This window comes from Dictyobacter arantiisoli (genome assembly GCF_008326305.1).
Taxonomy (GTDB): Bacteria; Chloroflexota; Ktedonobacteria; order Ktedonobacterales; family Ktedonobacteraceae; genus Dictyobacter; species Dictyobacter arantiisoli.
Map to the genome: position 1 here is coordinate 52,391 of NZ_BIXY01000011.1, position 16,486 is coordinate 68,876.

The 16,486-nt window shown below is 49.7% G+C and carries 12 protein-coding genes; 3 read left to right on the forward strand and 9 right to left on the reverse strand.

Annotation, left to right across the window (positions count from 1 at the left end; all coding sequences use genetic code 11):
* Window positions 1-26 precede the first annotated feature (26 nt).
* The 5 genes from F1593_RS05575 to F1593_RS05595 form a co-directional block, all read right to left on the reverse strand.
* Complete coding sequence (locus F1593_RS05575; RefSeq protein ID WP_149400560.1) at window positions 27-1,097, reverse strand: DNA-3-methyladenine glycosylase I; 1,071 nt, start codon at window positions 1,095-1,097, stop codon at window positions 27-29.
* Between the two features lie 139 nt (window positions 1,098-1,236).
* Window positions 1,237-3,129 (reverse strand): ABC transporter ATP-binding protein, encoded by a 1,893-nt coding sequence (locus F1593_RS05580; protein WP_149400561.1) that lies wholly within the window; start codon window positions 3,127-3,129, stop codon window positions 1,237-1,239.
* A complete protein-coding gene (locus F1593_RS05585) occupies window positions 3,126-4,868 on the reverse strand; it encodes an ABC transporter ATP-binding protein (protein ID WP_149400562.1) in 1,743 nt (580 codons plus the stop codon). Before F1593_RS05585 ends, F1593_RS05580 begins: the two co-directional genes overlap by 4 nt.
* Entirely contained in the window at window positions 4,865-5,350 is a 486-nt protein-coding gene (locus F1593_RS05590; RefSeq protein WP_149400563.1) for a MarR family winged helix-turn-helix transcriptional regulator, read from the reverse strand. Before F1593_RS05590 ends, F1593_RS05585 begins: the two co-directional genes overlap by 4 nt.
* 421 nt (window positions 5,351-5,771) lie before the next feature.
* Entirely contained in the window at window positions 5,772-7,295 is a 1,524-nt protein-coding gene (locus F1593_RS05595) for a glycoside hydrolase family 43 protein (protein WP_149400564.1), read from the reverse strand.
* An 851-nt stretch (window positions 7,296-8,146) separates the two neighbouring features.
* Between F1593_RS05595 and F1593_RS05600 the strand changes: the two genes are divergently transcribed.
* The gene (locus F1593_RS05600) at window positions 8,147-9,196 is read left to right on the forward strand and encodes a LacI family DNA-binding transcriptional regulator (RefSeq protein WP_149400565.1); all 1,050 of its coding nucleotides are present in this window, start codon (window positions 8,147-8,149) and stop codon (window positions 9,194-9,196) included.
* A gap of 8 nt (window positions 9,197-9,204) precedes the next feature.
* Entirely contained in the window at window positions 9,205-10,152 is a 948-nt protein-coding gene (gene rbsK, locus F1593_RS05605; RefSeq protein ID WP_149400566.1) for a ribokinase, read from the forward strand.
* Window positions 10,153-10,355: 203 nt separating this feature from the next.
* Here the strand turns inward: rbsK and F1593_RS05610 are convergent, their stop codons facing one another.
* From F1593_RS05610 to F1593_RS05620, 3 genes are all read right to left on the reverse strand, one after another.
* Entirely contained in the window at window positions 10,356-11,180 is an 825-nt protein-coding gene (locus F1593_RS05610) for a heavy metal-binding domain-containing protein (protein WP_172631885.1), read from the reverse strand.
* A gap of 83 nt (window positions 11,181-11,263) precedes the next feature.
* The gene (locus F1593_RS05615) at window positions 11,264-12,244 is read right to left on the reverse strand and encodes a heavy metal-binding domain-containing protein (RefSeq protein ID WP_172631886.1); all 981 of its coding nucleotides are present in this window, start codon (window positions 12,242-12,244) and stop codon (window positions 11,264-11,266) included.
* Between the two features lie 145 nt (window positions 12,245-12,389).
* Complete coding sequence (locus F1593_RS05620; protein ID WP_149400568.1) at window positions 12,390-12,785, reverse strand: hypothetical protein; 396 nt, start codon at window positions 12,783-12,785, stop codon at window positions 12,390-12,392.
* 719 nt (window positions 12,786-13,504) lie between these two features.
* Between F1593_RS05620 and F1593_RS05625 the strand changes: the two genes are divergently transcribed.
* Window positions 13,505-14,440, forward strand: coding sequence for a class I SAM-dependent methyltransferase (locus F1593_RS05625; protein WP_149400569.1), 936 nt, complete (start codon window positions 13,505-13,507; stop codon window positions 14,438-14,440).
* A 312-nt stretch (window positions 14,441-14,752) separates the two neighbouring features.
* Here the strand turns inward: F1593_RS05625 and F1593_RS05630 are convergent, their stop codons facing one another.
* A complete protein-coding gene (locus F1593_RS05630; protein ID WP_172631887.1) occupies window positions 14,753-16,165 on the reverse strand; it encodes a spinster family MFS transporter in 1,413 nt (470 codons plus the stop codon).
* Window positions 16,166-16,486 lie beyond the last annotated feature (321 nt).

The window sequence follows — 16,486 nt, forward strand, 5'->3', positions numbered from 1 at the left end:
AACCTCTACATAGTATCCTTCGCTATTTATCCTTTTATGCGCTGGATGGCGTGCACTATATACGCACGTGTTTGTTCAGAACACCCATCCTGTTGCCGCAAGTGGAGCAGCGCTGGCAAAGCCTGTGGATTGCCCAGTTCACCTATTGTCAGCACCACTGTAGCACGCAGACGCTCATCCGTATCTTGTAGCAGTTCCAGAAGAACTGGTAGATTGCGCTCATCAGGCAGTTTGCCAAGCGCGACTACAGCGGCACGTCGTACAGCGGGAGCGGGATCGTGTAAGGCTTCACGCAGGGCATCAAAGACAAATGGGCTCCCAATCTGGCGTAAAGAGCGCACCACACGCACACGCAGGCCCTCATCCACATCGTGCAGGAGCGCAACCAGAGCAGGGATAGCGCGAATGTCCGCCAGTTCGCCCAAAGCATCCACAGCCGTGCGACGTTCCAATTCCTGAGCGCTCTGTGAGCTCTGTAAAGATGCCACATGGCGCAGATACGCCTCAGATTGCACCGCCTGCCAGCGTACACACTCCTGTACATGATCATTGACCAGACCGGCCGCCTCCATAAATGCATAGCAGATCGTGGGACCAACAAACGCAAAGTCGCGCCGCTTCAAATCCTTGCTCAAGGCCTCTGAAATGGGAGTGCGCGTCGGAACATCTGCGCGATGGAGCAGATTATTCTGAATGGGTTGACCATCCACAAAGCGCCAGACGAAAGCCGCAAAGCTACCAAACTGCTCCTGGACCTGCAAAAAGGCCCGCGCATTCTGCACACAGGCAGCGATTTTCTGTCGATGCCGCACGATACCAGTATCCAGCAACAACGACTGGCACATGGCATCATCAAAGCGAGCCACACGCACGGGATCAAAATCAGCGAACGCGCGACGATAGCCAGCACGCTTCTGCAAGATCGTTGACCAGCTCAAACCTGCCTGAGCCGTCTCCAGCACTAACAACTCAAACAGGATGCGATCATCGTGAATCGGCATCCCCCACTCCTGATCGTGATAGACCGTTTCCAGGGGACTATGTAGCGCCCAGTGACAACGCACAACGCTGACCATATCTTGACTATTTGTAAGCATAGAAAGCACTTCCTCCTGCCAGTTACGAATGAAGGACAGGAAAGCCAGACAAACGGCTACCTGTCCTTCTCTTGATTGAGACGTTTTCGTCACAATAAGCGCTATTTTTCGGTTGTCAGTACTACACGACCGATACGCTTTATACCGCTTCTTCCAGCGCACGACCACTAAACTGACTGTTATAGAGATCAGCATAGAAGCCGTTCTTGCTCAGCAATTCTTCGTGCGTTCCCTGCTCGATAATCGTGCCATGATTCATAACCAGGATCAGATCCGCATCCCGAATTGTCGAGAGGCGATGGGCAATCACAAAGCTGGTGCGGTTTTTCATCAACTCCTTCATCGCCATCTGGATCTGCATCTCGGTACGCGTATCCACACTACTGGTCGCTTCATCCAGAATCAGGATCTCTGGATCAGCCAGGAAGGCACGCGCAATCGTCAGAAGCTGCTTCTGTCCCTGTGAAAGATTCGTCGCCTCCTCATTCAAGATCGTCTGGTAGCCCTCTGGCAGTGTACGAATAAAGTGATCGGCAAAAGCAGCCTTCGCAGCCTGGATGAGCTCCTCTTCGCTGGCATCTTCCCGTCCATAAGCGATATTCTCACGAATAGTGCCATTGAACAGCCAGGTATCCTGCAATACCATACCAAACATACGTCGCAATACACCGCGCTTGATGCGTGTAATATCGACGCCATCAACCAGGATTGCGCCACCGTTCAGCTCATAGAAACGCATCAGTAGATTCACCAACGTCGTTTTTCCGGCGCCGGTCGGACCCACAATTGCAATCATCTGTCCAGGTTTGACATCGATATTCATATCCTCCATCAGGATTGCATCTTCTTTATAACCAAAGCGCACATGCTCAAAGGCGACCGCGCCAGTAGGATTCTCGATCGCCAGCGCGTTTGCGTCCTCTGGAACCTCTTCCTGCTCATCGAGCAGTTCAAAGATGCGCTCAGCAGAAGCCATAGTTGACTGAATCACGTTTGCGATATTGGCAAGTTGCGTAATCGGCTGCGTAAACTGCTGTGCATACTGGATAAAAGCCTGCACATCACCGATTGAGATCGTCCCCTGTGTGACCAGGATACCACCTACGACGCTCACTAGCACATAGCCGAGGTTACCGACAAAGCGCATCAGAGGCATAATCATACCTGAGACAAATTGCGCACGCCAGCCAGCCTCATACAACTGCTCATTTAACTCTGTAAATTCAGCCAGCGCTTTATCCTCGTGCCCAAACGCCTTCACGATCTTATGCCCGGTATACATTTCCTCAACATGTCCATTCAATTGTCCCAATGAACGCTGTTGCTGCCGGAAGTAATTCTGTGAACGTTTGGCGATGCTCATTGTGACCACCAGGCTCAGAGGGAGCGTCAGGATCACAATCAAGCACAACAGAGGACTGATGATGAGCATCATCACAATCACGCCAACCAGCGTGACGACCGAGGTGATCAACTGCGTCAGGCTCTGCTGCAAGGTTGAGCTCATATTGTCCATGTCGTTGACGGCACGGCTCAGGATTTCACCATGCGTGCGGCCATCAAAGTACTTCAACGGCAAGCGTGACAGTTTCTCCTCCACCTCGCGCCGTAAGCGATAAATGGTTTTCTGTGCCACGCCCGCCATCACATATTGCTGAACATAGCCAAAGATCGAGCTAATCACATAGAGAACCAGCAAGAGCAAGAGAATCTGACCGATATAGCCAAAATCGATGCTGGGAGCGGGTCCAGGTCGATGCATAATAAAAGCAATATACTTATTCTTCAATCCATCGAAGAGACGGGTAGTCGCCTGACCAAGAATCTTTGGACCCACAATATTGAAGACAGTACTGAGAATCGCCGCGATCAGCACGATCAGCATGCGGTACTTCTGTGGCAAGAAGTAGCGCAGGAGACGGTTGAAGGTCTTTTTAAAATCCTTCGGCTTCTCCACTGGTCGACCCATCGCGCCCATCGGACCACGATTCATCATCTGTCCCTGCTGCATTTTCTTATGCTCTGCACTCATGCGATTTCCTCCGCAGAAAGCTGTGAGGAGACAATTTCACGATAGACAGTGCATGTCTCCATTAATTCCCGATGGGTACCAATACCAGCAACATGTCCCTCATCCAGGACAATAATGCGATCCGCATCCATGACAGTACTGACGCGCTGAGCGACAATAAACATTGTTGCATCCAGGGTCTCTTTTTTGAGCGCGGCACGTAAGCGAGCATCCGTCTTAAAGTCCAGAGCCGAGAAGCTATCATCGAACACATAGATCTCCGGCCTGCGGATCAGAGCACGGGCGATAGAAAGGCGCTGCTTCTGTCCACCCGACACATTATTACCGCCCTGTGCAATCACAGAATCCAGCCCATCTGGCATGCCTGAGATAAACTCATTGGCCTGCGCAACCTCAGCCGCGTGACGGATTTCCTCTTCCGAGGCATCTTCTTTTCCATAGCGCAGATTCTCGCTGATCGTTCCTGAGAAGAGCACCGCCTTCTGAGGCACAAAGCCAATCTTCGAGCGCAGATAGGACTGAGACATCTCTCGCACGTCGATACCATCGATCAGCACATTCCCGTTATCCACATCATAGAAGCGCGGCAGCAGGCTTACCAGCGTTGATTTGCCGGAACCAGTGCCACCAATAATCGCAGTCACCTCACCGGCGCGGGATGTGAACGAGATGTCATGTAAAGCAGGCTCCTCAGCCCCTGGATAGCTGAAGGTCACATGCTTAAACTCAACCAGGCCACGCACGCCCTGTGACACCTGACCCTCAGCAACCTCTTTGATTTCTGGCTGCACATCCAGCACGGCATTGATACGATCAGCCGAAGCGGCGGCACGCGGAAGCATCACAAACATCATCGAAACCATCAGCAACGAGAAGAGAATCTGCATCGCATATTGCAGAAAGGCCATCAAACTGCCCACTTCCGTCACGCTCTGCGCAACGGGCAAAGTATCGATGCGCAGACTACCAAACCAGAGAATTGCCACGCTAGACACGTTCAGAACCAGCATCATAATCGGCATCAAGAATGCCATCATGCGATTAACGCGAGTAGCGACATTGGTCAGATCCTGATTTGCATCATCAAAACGCTGCTCCTCATGCTTGACGCGATCAAAGGCACGTACGACACGCACACCCGTCAATCCTTCATCTACAATCAGATTGAGACGGTCAAGTTTCAACTGCATCACACGGAACAAAGGGATCGCATTGGACATCAAAATGACAATCGCCAGCACCAGAATAGGAATAATCGCCACCAGAATCCATGAGAGCGCAGCATCCTGCCGCACCGCCATAATGATACCGCCGATGCACATCATAGGAGCCGTGATCATCATGTTTAAAGCGATAACCAGCACCTGCTGCACCTGCGTCGTATCATTGGTTGTACGGGTAATCAACGATGCGGTACTCAACGAATCGAACTCATGCAATGAAAATTGTTCGACATGAGTAAAGATTTTCTCACGCACAATCTTACCGAAGCCCACCGCGATACGTGAAGAATAATAAACACCAATAATTGCGCAAATCGTGCCCCCGATAGCCACCAGCAACATCAAACCACCTGTGCGCCAGATATAATCGGTATCACCTTTGACGATACCATTATCCACAATATCAGCCATCAAATTCGGCAGATAGAGATTTGCCATGGCCTGCGCAAAGGCCAGCACCAGCACCACTACCAGAATAATGCGATACGGCCTAATGAGCCGTAACAATTTAATCATGCCTCATCGTCTCCAATTCCCTGGAAGTACAACATATCGGCCTCCCGCTCACGAAAGTAGCGTGATACGTTCAGCAACAGTTCAATAAACTGTTCGCTCTGTTCTTCACCCAAATACTCAATCAATCCGCTCATCGTCGCTAAAAAGGTTTCCAGTGCCTGTCGGGCCACCTCTTCGCCTTTTTCGGTCAGCCTCACGCCAACCGAACGCCGATCCACAAGATCATTATTGCGCTCAACCAATCCATGGGCTTCCAGGCTCTTCACGAGCTGAGTAACCGTGGGAGAGGTCACTTGCATACGCTTACTAATCTCTGACACCTTGATGTCAGGATATCCAAGGTCCATGCCTCTTTTGATGCAGACGAGCACACGAATCTCGCTTGGTTTATATCCCCTGATGAACTGTTCATGCCATCCAAGCCGTTTAAACTGCATTAAAGCATGCAAAAGCTTTTTCTCAGTTACAGACGCGCTGTTCATTTGCTCGCCTCCGCTATTCAGGATATACAATAAGAGATAATGCCAATTAGTTATAAAAATTATACTAAATTAAGTTGACAACCTAATTATATCCGAATATATCACTTATCACAAGACAAATTACTACCCTATTTTGCCCATCGTACGACCATCTTCCTCAACGCCGCATCAGGAAAATGAATGATTTGGGAAAAAACACAAATGGGCAAAGCAGTAGGTACGCTTTCCTGTTCACGTATCACCATCCCGCCCGTAGGCCCATCCATACCGCAACCCTCATGCCAGGGAGCGTTACAGAGCGTTGGGGCGAGATGTCGGTACGAGGAAGAGGAAAGCGCACCTCGGCTGCGGCCTTGGCACGCACCTACGTTTTTCTTCCACATTCTCGTTCTTTGAGAGGTATTGCCCTAATTGGGATGGCTCAGCGCTCGGCGTGATAGGTGAACCAATCGAAATCCGCCGGGCTGGTGCGCCCATTGTGATTGCTTGTGGCGTATAAACCGAAATAAACACCGGTAAAACCGCCCGCGACTTCAGTGGAGAGATAGCGCGTCGAGGCGCTGGCTAGATGGCGTGCGGGTTGTCCGGCAAGTGCATAGCAAAATGAATAGGCAGAAACGGTCGCCTGTATGGTCAGGGTAACCAATCCAGGAGCAAGTGGCTCCTGAGCCACTACGGCGACCAGATCTCCAATACGACGCCGCACAATAATCCAGCGTTCCCCTTCTTTATAGAGTACAGCGATTTCATAATGATGCTGCTCATTTGCCAATACCGTTAAACCTGCCTCGTGACCTTCCTGGGAGGGAGAGAAGTCTAACAGTGTCTCAACGCAACAGACAAAATGCTGCTGTCTTCTACCCACAAAAGCTGGGGCATCCAGGGAATCCAGCGTCAGAGGCGAACCATAGAAGCGCAACCAGCCAGGACGCTCACTCAGCGACCAATCTTCTGGATAGGGATTGCGTAAATGATTCCAGGAAAAGCGCAATTGCTCGCTATCGAAATCATCACGAGGGGACTCCTGGGGCAAACAGTGCAGTGGCAAAGCCTGCGCCTGCATCTGAAGTTCAACCGTTTTGGATGCGGAAACTTGCGGCCAACCATCCTCGGTCCAGGTTATGGGCGCAAGATAGGTTTCCCGTCCCAGATGGTGATATAAACGATCATGGGGACGAAAGGCCAGAAAGAACAGCCACCAACTGCCATCGTGCGCTTGCAACAAATCAGCATGCCCGGTCCCCTGGATCTCATGCATCGTCTGATCACGATGCGTCAAAATAGGGTTATACGGGCAGGATTCAAAGGGGCCCCAGGGGCTATGGCTGCGCGCAATCGTCGCCATATGTCCATATTCGGTGCCGCCTTCAGCGATCAATAGATAATAATAGTCGCCAATATGATAGAGATGAGGAGCTTCGGGATAACGTCCACCAGTTCCAGGCCAGATATAGCGCGTCTCGGTAAGCTGCTCGCCGCTCTGGATATCCAGTTCACACTGATAAATGCCGATCTCTGGACCATCTCCATTACTGGTCAGGTAGACATGCTCACCATCAAAACACAACGAGGGATCAATTCCCCCTTGAGCCAGCCAGATGGGTTCCGACCAGGGGCCAGCCGGATCTTGCGCCCAGACAAAGAAGTTTCCGCCGCCCGTTACATTCGTGGTGACCATATAAAAACGCCCCTGATGATAGCGCAACGTCGGGGCAAAAATACCTGTTGAACTGTCTATATGTGCGAGTGGAACCTGGCTGGCGCGCGTCAGACAATGTCCAATCTGCTGCCAATGGATCAGGTCGCGGCTATGAAAGAGAGGTATACCTGGAAAATATTCAAAACTGCTGGTAACTAAATAATAGTCTTCTCCCACGCGACACACACTCGGATCAGGATAAAATCCTGGAAGCACCGGATTCGTGTAGGTAATACTTTCTCGCATATTTTCCTACTTGTCTTATTTATTGAACAGCTAAAAAAGACTATCGCCCACTGGTACTAGCAATCCACCGGGCACCTGCGCAGAACTACTGGTTGAGGAGAGTTGTTTCCTTTCTTCCTTGAGAAACAAAAAGTAAACCAATATCCCCTCTCTAGCAAAAGAGAGAGAAACTGTCAGCAAACCCGCCATTCTGATTACAAGCCAGCAATCATCCTTTCCATAACAGCCAGACACACACAAAAATCTGCAAACGTTTACAAGAGATAAGAACAGGTATACACTATCAAAAAGGGCTTTGTCAACCTCTTACCTCGACTTTATACAATTTTAGGCTTTTGAGCCTGAGAAAAAGGGCGCGTGCGACGCATTTTCGAGCTCACATTTTCAAATTGTACAAAGTCGAGCTAGAGAGGGTTTGATTCCCAATCCTATCGGGATCTTACAGTTCACCTGCTGGCAGGCGCTTGCGCGCCTGCGCACTTTTTAGTATATATTGTAGAAAAAGTTCTCCGAACTTTTTCTACAATATATACTAAAAAGATGTTTGAGCACCATCGGTGCGAAAACTCATGTGCCAGGATGGCGAAGACCATAGGAATCAAACACTTTGTTATGTACTTTGCTGGCACATATAGAGACGCTTTTTTTCCGTTGTACTCAATTAATATTGATATTCCTTTGCTTCATCCTTCAGTAATTGGTCAGCATGTTCTCATGAACATATTCGTGCAGTATCAAACAAACGCTGCTTAAACTTGACAATAGGAAGTATTTTATGGTATCACAGTAAAAATATATGCAAACGTTTGCATCGACTGGTATGCAAACGTTTTTAGAAAGCGGGTCATGCAGTGCGCAAAAAATCCGATGGAGACAGAAGCACATCTTTACACGATGTGACCATTGTGGATGTCGCAGATGAAGCTGGCGTATCCTATGCCACGGTTTCGCGTGTCATCAATAATAAAGACCATGTGAGCCCAGAAAAACGGGAGCGCGTCTTACGAGCAATGGCGCAGCTTGGTTATGTAGCCAATCTCCAGGCACGAAGCCTGGCTGGTGGCTCATCGCATGTCGTCGGTCTACTCGTCAATTACTTAAGTTCCAGCTATACTATTGAGATTATGCGTGGTATCGACGAGGTGTTACAAACCCATCATTATGACCTGGTCCTCTATACCACCCATACACGCAAAACCAAAGAATCGGCCTATGTCGCCCGTCTCACTCGCCATCTCGCGGACGGCTTGCTCCTGATCTTGCCGCAAGAGACAACATCCTATCTGGACGCACTGCGCCAACGCCGCTTTCCACATGTGCTGGTCGACTACTTGAGTGATGGCGCGTACGCCCCCTCGGTGGCAACCACCAATTTCCAGGGTGCTTATGATGCGATGAACTATCTGCTTGAGCTGGACCATCGACGTATCGGCTTTATCACCGGGGGTCGAGAGACTGGTTGTGCCCAACAACGCCTGGAAGGCTATCAGGCAGCATTGAAGGATCATGGCCTGCCCTATGATCCTCAGCTTGTTTACTATGGTAAATTCTTGCAACCGCAAGGCTATCAAGGGGCGCAAACGCTCTTAAACCTGGCTGATCCGCCGACCGCAATCTTTGCCTCCAACGACTCGATGGCCTTTGGCGTAATGGAAGCGGCCCGTGAGCGTGGCCTGCATCTCCCTGAAGATCTTTCTATCCTGGGCTTTGATGATATACCTCAGGCGGCCCAGGTCCATCCTCCCCTGACAACGGTCCATCAGCCGCTGAATAAGATGGGGCAACGGGCGGCAGAGCTATTGCTCGACTATATGGCAGATCCATTGGCTCCGATAGAGAGAATTGAACTCCCAACAGATTTAATTATCCGTCAATCGTGTCAGAGAAGATCAGAAAGATAAGCATAACAATGAGCGTGATTGTATTTGGAAGTATAAATCTGGATCTGGTGGCGACCGTAGAGCATCGTCCACAGCCCGGCGAGACTCTGCTTGCCAGTGGATTTACCAGTACGCCGGGAGGCAAAGGGGCTAATCAAGCGCTGGCGGCCCGCAAGATGGGAGCTTCAGTCAGGATGGTTGGCGCGGTCGGCAATGATAGCTTTGCGGAGCCTGCCCTTTCCCTTTTACAACAAGCGGGGATTGATCTCAGCCATGTTGCACACCTCAACGATAGCTCCACAGGTCTGGCCTTCATCCATCTCGATGAGCAGGGAGAGAATAGCATTACTGTCGTGTCGGGAGCCAATTATCAGGTTGAAGCACAGGGATTAGCGGCCCTGGAACAAATTTTAACTGCCAAAGATATCCTGGTCATGCAGCTTGAAATTCCGTTGACCAGCGTACAACAAGCTATCGTCATTGCCAGACGCAAAGGAGCCGCCGTACTTATCGATCCGGCACCCGGCGTCAGCGATCTACCCGCAGAACTCTTGCAAGTGGACATCTTTATTCCTAATCGTGGCGAAGCTGAAATGGTCCTCAAGCATTCGATTGAAAGTATTGAACAGGCACGTGAGGCAGCTCAAGAACTGCATCAACGCGGCGCAAAGCTTGGGGTGGTCAAATTAGGAGCAGAGGGCGCCGTCTGGGCCAATGAACAGGGCACAGGCTATCAACCCGCACTCAAAGTCCAGGCCATCGACTCAACTGGCGCTGGTGATGCCTTTGCGGGAGCACTGGCCGCCGTCCTCAATCAAAGCACAGACACAGCACTGGATCTAGCAGCAGCCATGCGTCAGGCATCTATTTTCGCCGCCCTCGCCACCACACGTCTGGGCGCGCAACAATCTTATCCTACCCTGGCCGAAGTGCACCGCCACAACAGCTCCCCTTTACGGGGAGAGGCAAACACGTAATTTTAGAGGATTTGGCCTATTGCGGTGGGAGATTTATGTATTACTCTCCCCGTAAAGGGCAATACCGCTTCAGCAAGGAGAATCATGAAGGGTTTTGTAGGTGCGGCCCGACGTCACAACGGAGGTCCGCTTTCCCATTTCTCGTACGACCAGCTCGCCCCAATGCTCTCTCTATCTCTCTTTTCAGTTGTATACGCCCTCAACTAATCGTTGAGCAGAAGTGACATCGTAGGAGGCTGAATCTCATGGTCATCAGAAACACTGATCACTGCCGTACCGACCGCAAAGAACTCGATCACATGTGAACCCCAGCCGTGACTACCCTCAACGATCTTTGCGCCGACCACACCCTGCGCCCTCAAGCTAGTAGCCTCGGCCTGCATACGCTCCATGGACAGTTCACGCGCATCATATAATGCCTGGGTATAATTGGTCATCTCGACGTTGCGCCCAACACGATTAAACCATTGTCCTAATCCTTGCCGTGACACATGATAAACACAATTGCCCATCACCATGCCAACCGGACGATAGCCCGCTCGCAGCAAGGTCCAGAAGTCCTGACCCGATAAATCAGATGTGAAGGGCATATTATGGGCATTGCGGAAATGCTGTCCACTGCGGGAACGAATAGCCGTGCCAATCGCGACAAACTCAGCCAATGACTCGCCCCATTCATGGCGAGTAACCTCCAGACGTACGCCAACGATCCCATCGGCCCCCAGCGCATTGGCCTCCTCTTCCATCCGCGTCATAGCCAGCTCGCGTGCATGATACATCGCCTGCGTCAGCACATCCATCTCCTGATTCTGTCCCCAGTTTGCCATTTGATAGCCAATATGATAGATAGAGCTGCCAACCACCAGTCCAACTGGATCAAAGCCAGCCTCACGCACCAGCAGGAATTCGTTGACACTGAGATCACTGGTAAAGAGACCTTGATGGGTAGAATCGTTACGCATCGCGCTGAGGCGCTCACGTGCGTGAACGGGTAAATCATTTCCCTGGGGGGGATTCTGTTGTGACATGTATTGCGTACTCCTTACGTTGTGGCTGTTTTTCAGCTTTTATTGACAGTACATTATAAATACGATTTATAGCAAAGTTGTGCTTATCCATTAAAGGTGAGTTCGCGATTTTGGCCATAGCGTCCTGGCCGTAGATCAGTAAACATAAGCGTAGGTCTGGGTGTTGGAATGGTGTGATCCTTTTTCCGTGCGATAATAGCCGTTCCCAGCACAGAAAAATGCACAAACAGATCGAGGTAATTGCGTTTTGGATTATCTGTTTCGTACTCTTCAATGCGCCGATTATTATCAATATGCATGCCGACAATGCCGACTGCATTGAGTGTATGTGCCATGGCGGTTGCTCGCTGCATAGCTTGATGGCAAGCATCGTAGGTGACCTGGGTAAAAGGACCAATCTCCTGATTGACACCACCACCTCCCCACCAACCACGTAACTGCTGCGTCAGTTGGCTCCCTAACGAGACCCAATAGGAACTGTAGCCTGTGACAACGCCAGCGGGATAATAGCCAGCTTGCAAAAGGGTCCAGAATTCTTGTCCCGAAAGATCGCTTAAAAAAGGACGGGCGTGAAGCGGCGTATCAGGCAACTTGATTGCGGTACCAATCGCGGTATATTCGATCAGATTGCTACCCCATGCATAGTCACGCTGCACAAAACGAACCCCAATCACCCCGTGCGCCTTCAAAATGATGGCCTCCTGCTCCAGGCGATTGAGGGCCAGGCGTGCGGCTTCCTGGTGGGCTCCGGAGACCATCCTCATTTCCTGCACCTGTGTATTATAGGAATATTGGCGCGTATATTGCCAGCCGACCTGATAGATCGAGCTTCCCATCACCTGACTGAGGGGTTGATATCCTTGCTCGCGTGCCAGCAACAATTCATTGGTACTGAGATCACTGGTAAACAGGGAATGCCCTTTCTGGGTCTCTTCCTGCAGGCGCTGTTGGGCCCTTGTAGGCAATCCCCCTGCTTCCAGTGACTGTCGACTGACATCCGCCAATTGTTGTTGCTGAAGGAGCCGTTGCTTCTCCTCGGGTGTTTGCCGATTCCAAAACGGCATGTATACCTCCTGACGGTTGCTACGCATTCCTTGAATAGTGCTGCATAGATAGCTACATTCTCTACTCTGAGTATGTTTTCACACAATCAGATTGACACAGGAACAATACCATATGTCATTCAGGACAACCCACAAACCCATAAGATTACAAGAGGAAGCGTTCCAATGCCGCACGCGTCTGAGAGCTGCGGGCCGCTTCATAGGCCAGGCTCAGCGCCAGTTCTTCAATCCATTCGTCCATGGGTATGAGATCAGTTTTGAGTACAATACCGCGCACTATTTTTGCGCGAAAGGTCTGTGGCGGTCTCTGTCGCTCTCTGGTAATACGATATTGGTAATCCCCCAGGGCCACGAAAATCTCTTTGACTGGATGCTCTCGTGAAAAGAGGCTACTATGGCGTATCACCTGCGTTTGAGACGGCAAAGATCCACTTAGCTTGGCCGCCAGAGCCTCCACAAAAGCATTCAGATCCACACTAGTGGCACGCAACGACGCAGCAAACAATTCGACCTGCATCGGTTCGCTTAGCTCATCCGACATCCCACACTCCTTCATTTCAATCCGTCAAACAAAATAAGCCTCTATATTGTACTGTTTTATTATCGATCATTATCATCCATCATGCCAGATACAAGTAGTTCCAGGCACTCAATCCATCCCCATCTGTCACTTCCCTTCCTTTGTAGAATAAACGCAAGCCGACCACGAAAGTAAAAAGCTGACCTGTATGGGCCTGTCCTTATCCTCAACCATAAAAGAAGATGTCCCTTAATTTGCAGCTATTACAGATCCGCCGTTCAGTATAACTATATGAATCTCAGTAAATGAACAATTCAAAATGGATGTTGCCACTCTCTATAAGTACCAAAATTGGACTGCATATCTAATATTGGTGAAGCATTTCAAAAACAAATATACAATTTGTATGACAAAAGTGGAATAGTATAGACCAAAAGTGATACTATCTAAATAACTATCATTCTTATGCTTATTTACAGCTGCTAGTATCCATTACAGAGGTTTGATGCCTCAATACCAAATATACAATTAGGAGGAGATTTGCCTTTCCAACATGAACAGTCTTTTTCTCGATGCTGAGAAGATATAGGGCTTAAATTGCATAAGCGACGTATGGAAAACAGTCGTTACGCAATTTCATATAAACCTATAGATAGTGATATAACGGCGTATCTCTTTTATTTCCTTTGAAGAAGGAAAAGCTTATAAAATAGCGCGCACAAGAAGGAGAACGATATATCATGCCTGATACATCCTTTCTGGAACTGGCTGAAGAGAAAATAGTAAGTGGCAGGCAAGATCAAATCAGATCAGGATTTGACCTGATAATCAACGAGCTAGCACAGATACGTCAGCAACTCCCTGCGAGAGAATGGAAACGGTTTGCAGAAGAAGATTGCCGCAACCATTCCATTATCCAGGTGCTACAACAGGACCCTTTGATCTGGCGTTCGCTTCATCAACCACGTGGTTATGCGGGAGACGGCGAATTGATCGACTTTATGTTTGCAGTTGAAGATGGCTTTACACCTCCTGCACTGCAACAGGCAACACCGCTAGGACAGAAAATTCATCTCAATTCGCTTCAGGAAGAGGGACCACGCGCCGTCCGTTCACGGCGTAGAGTGATTGTAGAAAAAATCAACCAATTAGCGCAACACAAACCCGATCTACAGATTCTCGCCCTTGCCTGCGGACATCTACGTGAGGCTAAATATATTACGGCCCTACAAACAAAAAGCCTGGGACGCTTTATCGCCGTCGATCATGATAAAAATAATCTGGCCGTAGTAGACAAGGAATTCGGTCCCTCAGGGGTAGAGACGGTCGTAGCCTCACTGCGTGACATTATCCGTGGTCACCTGATCCACACTAACTTTGATTTTATCTATAGTGCGGGCCTCTTTGACTATCTCAGTTTACCAACGGCCCAACGTGTCACAGAAATCTTATTTAACAAACTCAATCCAGGTGGACACCTGCTGGTTGCCAACTACGTCCCCAATATCCGTTCTGTAGGGTTCCTGGAAGCCTTTATGAACTGGTGGTTAGTCTATCGGAGTCGACCTGAACTCCTGGCCGTATCGGATACACTACCATCCAGACAGATCAGAAATTACAATGTCAGCATGGACGAATGCCAATACATCGCCATTCTGGACATCGAGCGCAAATAAGTTTCCTTAGAGAGTGCCAGCCTCCCAATACCAGCGGGATCTTGCTGCTCCCTGGCTGGCAGGTGCGTGCGCGCCTGCACCCTTTTTAGTGTGTGGTGTCGGAAAAGTTCTTCGAACTTTTCCGACACCACACACTAAAAAGATGTTTGAGCACCGCAGGTGCGAAAACTCATGCACAGAGATTATGGAGAGCATGGGAGTCCGACACACTCTTAGAGAGTGTCCAAGCTGGCGGGGATGCACAAAGACACCACACCGCTCGGCCGGACCAATCTTGCTAGCTCTTATAGCACAATAATTATACCTTTGTACTTATTGTGCTAGCTCTGCCTGGATAGCTGTCTCAACATCTTTTTTCATCCAACGTGCTCCAACAATGCCAGCCACGCCCGCAAGCAAGAGCGCGGGAACACAGGTGACAGCAATTGCCAGGCTAAGATCCTGACCGGCCAGATTCTGGGCAAAGTGTTGTCCATGCGTTGGATCGAGATTGGTAGCCAGGACACCAATCAAGGCTGGAGCAAAGGCATCTCCCAGCAAATGTCCAATAAATAAAGTAAAGGCCACAGCTAAAGAGCGTAACCACGAAGGAACAACATCTTGCGTGGCGGCCGTACTGGGACCATTGTAGACGGCCAGCAAGGCTACGGTGAGGAAAAAGAAGATTGAGAAAAGAGGGAAGTTCCGTGTGAAGATGGCAACCGTAAAGACCGGAGCGCTCACCAGAAAACAGATGCCACATATCAGGATACGTGCACCGGCATAACGGCGTTGCAGCAGATCAGCAGCGTAACCACCCGAGACATTTCCCACCAGGCCTGCAATCACGATCACCCCGCCGGAATAGATGCCGGTAAATTGCTGGCTCAGATGGAACGTATCCACCTGCTGCAAATATAAGGGTAAATAGGTCACATTGACGCTCAGCACAAAGAACGCGAAAATCTGAATGATCATCAGGATTACAATCGTCTTGATGTGCAGGAGCTGTCTGAATTGAGTCAGCACACCGCGTATTTGCTCCCATTTCCCACTTTCAATAGCGGCTGGAGGCGGTGTTATAACCGCGCTGGCCTCGATCCCATGTAGCAGGTCCTCTTCTTCGTCCGCCTGATTACGTCGGGGTTCGCGAATACGCCAGGTCAAAAAGGCCACAAACAACCCGGGGATAGAAGCGAACAAAAATGCCTCGCGCCACAGCCCCATTCCTCCCAGAATGCCACCCAGCACAAAGCCGACAAAAATACCCATATACTGCGCCACACCCCAGATACTCATAATACGTGCGCGACGTGCGCGATGAAAATAATCACTCATCAACGCCGTGCCCGCTGGAAAGTATCCAGCCTCACCGATACCCAGTACCATACGTGAGCAAAACAGGAAAAGGAAACCACCAGCAAAGGCGGTAAAAGTTGTAGCAATACTCCAGATGGTGACGCAGAGCGCCACGATGTTTTTACGTGGAGCCCGATCAGCCCACAGGCCCAGCGGGATCGTAGCCAGGGTATAGATAATCAGAAAAGCAGAGGCAATATAGCCAATTTGATCCAACGATAGATGCAAATCTTTTGCAATTGCATTTGAAGCACCAGTGAAGATATTGCGGTCCAAATAATTCAGAAAACTGATCGCAAAGAAAAGAGAAAATACATAACGAGGAAAAGAAGAACGTTTGTCAACCTTGACAACGGATACATACTGAGAAGCAGCTTTTTTCTCCATAGGTACCTCCACTCCAGCTATGGGAATAACACGTGGATAATCATAACAGGGCACCATCTCAACCATAACACACATACATCATATTGTATATATTTTTGATAAAAATACAGGGCTATTTAATTTTCCCTTTTCGATCATAAGCAGGATTGTTAAGGGTTGCACCCTTAACCTGGGGTCAGGGGCTGTGCACCGGTCTCTCACCTCCGCGTGCGGCGGAGAAGAAAAAAAAGAAAAAGGGGTATTTGGGGACACCCCAAACCCCGGCAAAGGGCTCGCCGCCCTTTGCAATCCCGCTTGAAAAGCCTTGCGTTCACACCTATG

Excerpts from the sequence above, each read along its gene's own strand:
- F1593_RS05625 (WP_149400569.1), top strand. The coding sequence starts at position 13,505 with ATGCCTGATACATCCTTTCTGGAACTGGCTGAAGAGAAAATAGTAAGT.
- F1593_RS05610 (WP_172631885.1), bottom strand. The coding sequence starts at position 11,180 with ATGTCACAACAGAATCCCCCCCAGGGAAATGATTTACCCGTTCACGCA.
- F1593_RS05575 (WP_149400560.1), bottom strand. The coding sequence starts at position 1,097 with ATGCTTACAAATAGTCAAGATATGGTCAGCGTTGTGCGTTGTCACTGG.
- F1593_RS05595 (WP_149400564.1), bottom strand. The coding sequence starts at position 7,295 with ATGCGAGAAAGTATTACCTACACGAATCCGGTGCTTCCAGGATTTTAT.
- F1593_RS05585 (WP_149400562.1), bottom strand. The coding sequence starts at position 4,868 with ATGATTAAATTGTTACGGCTCATTAGGCCGTATCGCATTATTCTGGTA.
- rbsK (WP_149400566.1), top strand. The coding sequence starts at position 9,205 with ATGAGCGTGATTGTATTTGGAAGTATAAATCTGGATCTGGTGGCGACC.
- F1593_RS05630 (WP_172631887.1), bottom strand. The coding sequence starts at position 16,165 with ATGGAGAAAAAAGCTGCTTCTCAGTATGTATCCGTTGTCAAGGTTGAC.
- F1593_RS05590 (WP_149400563.1), bottom strand. The coding sequence starts at position 5,350 with ATGAACAGCGCGTCTGTAACTGAGAAAAAGCTTTTGCATGCTTTAATG.
- F1593_RS05615 (WP_172631886.1), bottom strand. The coding sequence starts at position 12,244 with ATGCCGTTTTGGAATCGGCAAACACCCGAGGAGAAGCAACGGCTCCTT.
- F1593_RS05620 (WP_149400568.1), bottom strand. The coding sequence starts at position 12,785 with ATGTCGGATGAGCTAAGCGAACCGATGCAGGTCGAATTGTTTGCTGCG.
- F1593_RS05580 (WP_149400561.1), bottom strand. The coding sequence starts at position 3,129 with ATGAGTGCAGAGCATAAGAAAATGCAGCAGGGACAGATGATGAATCGT.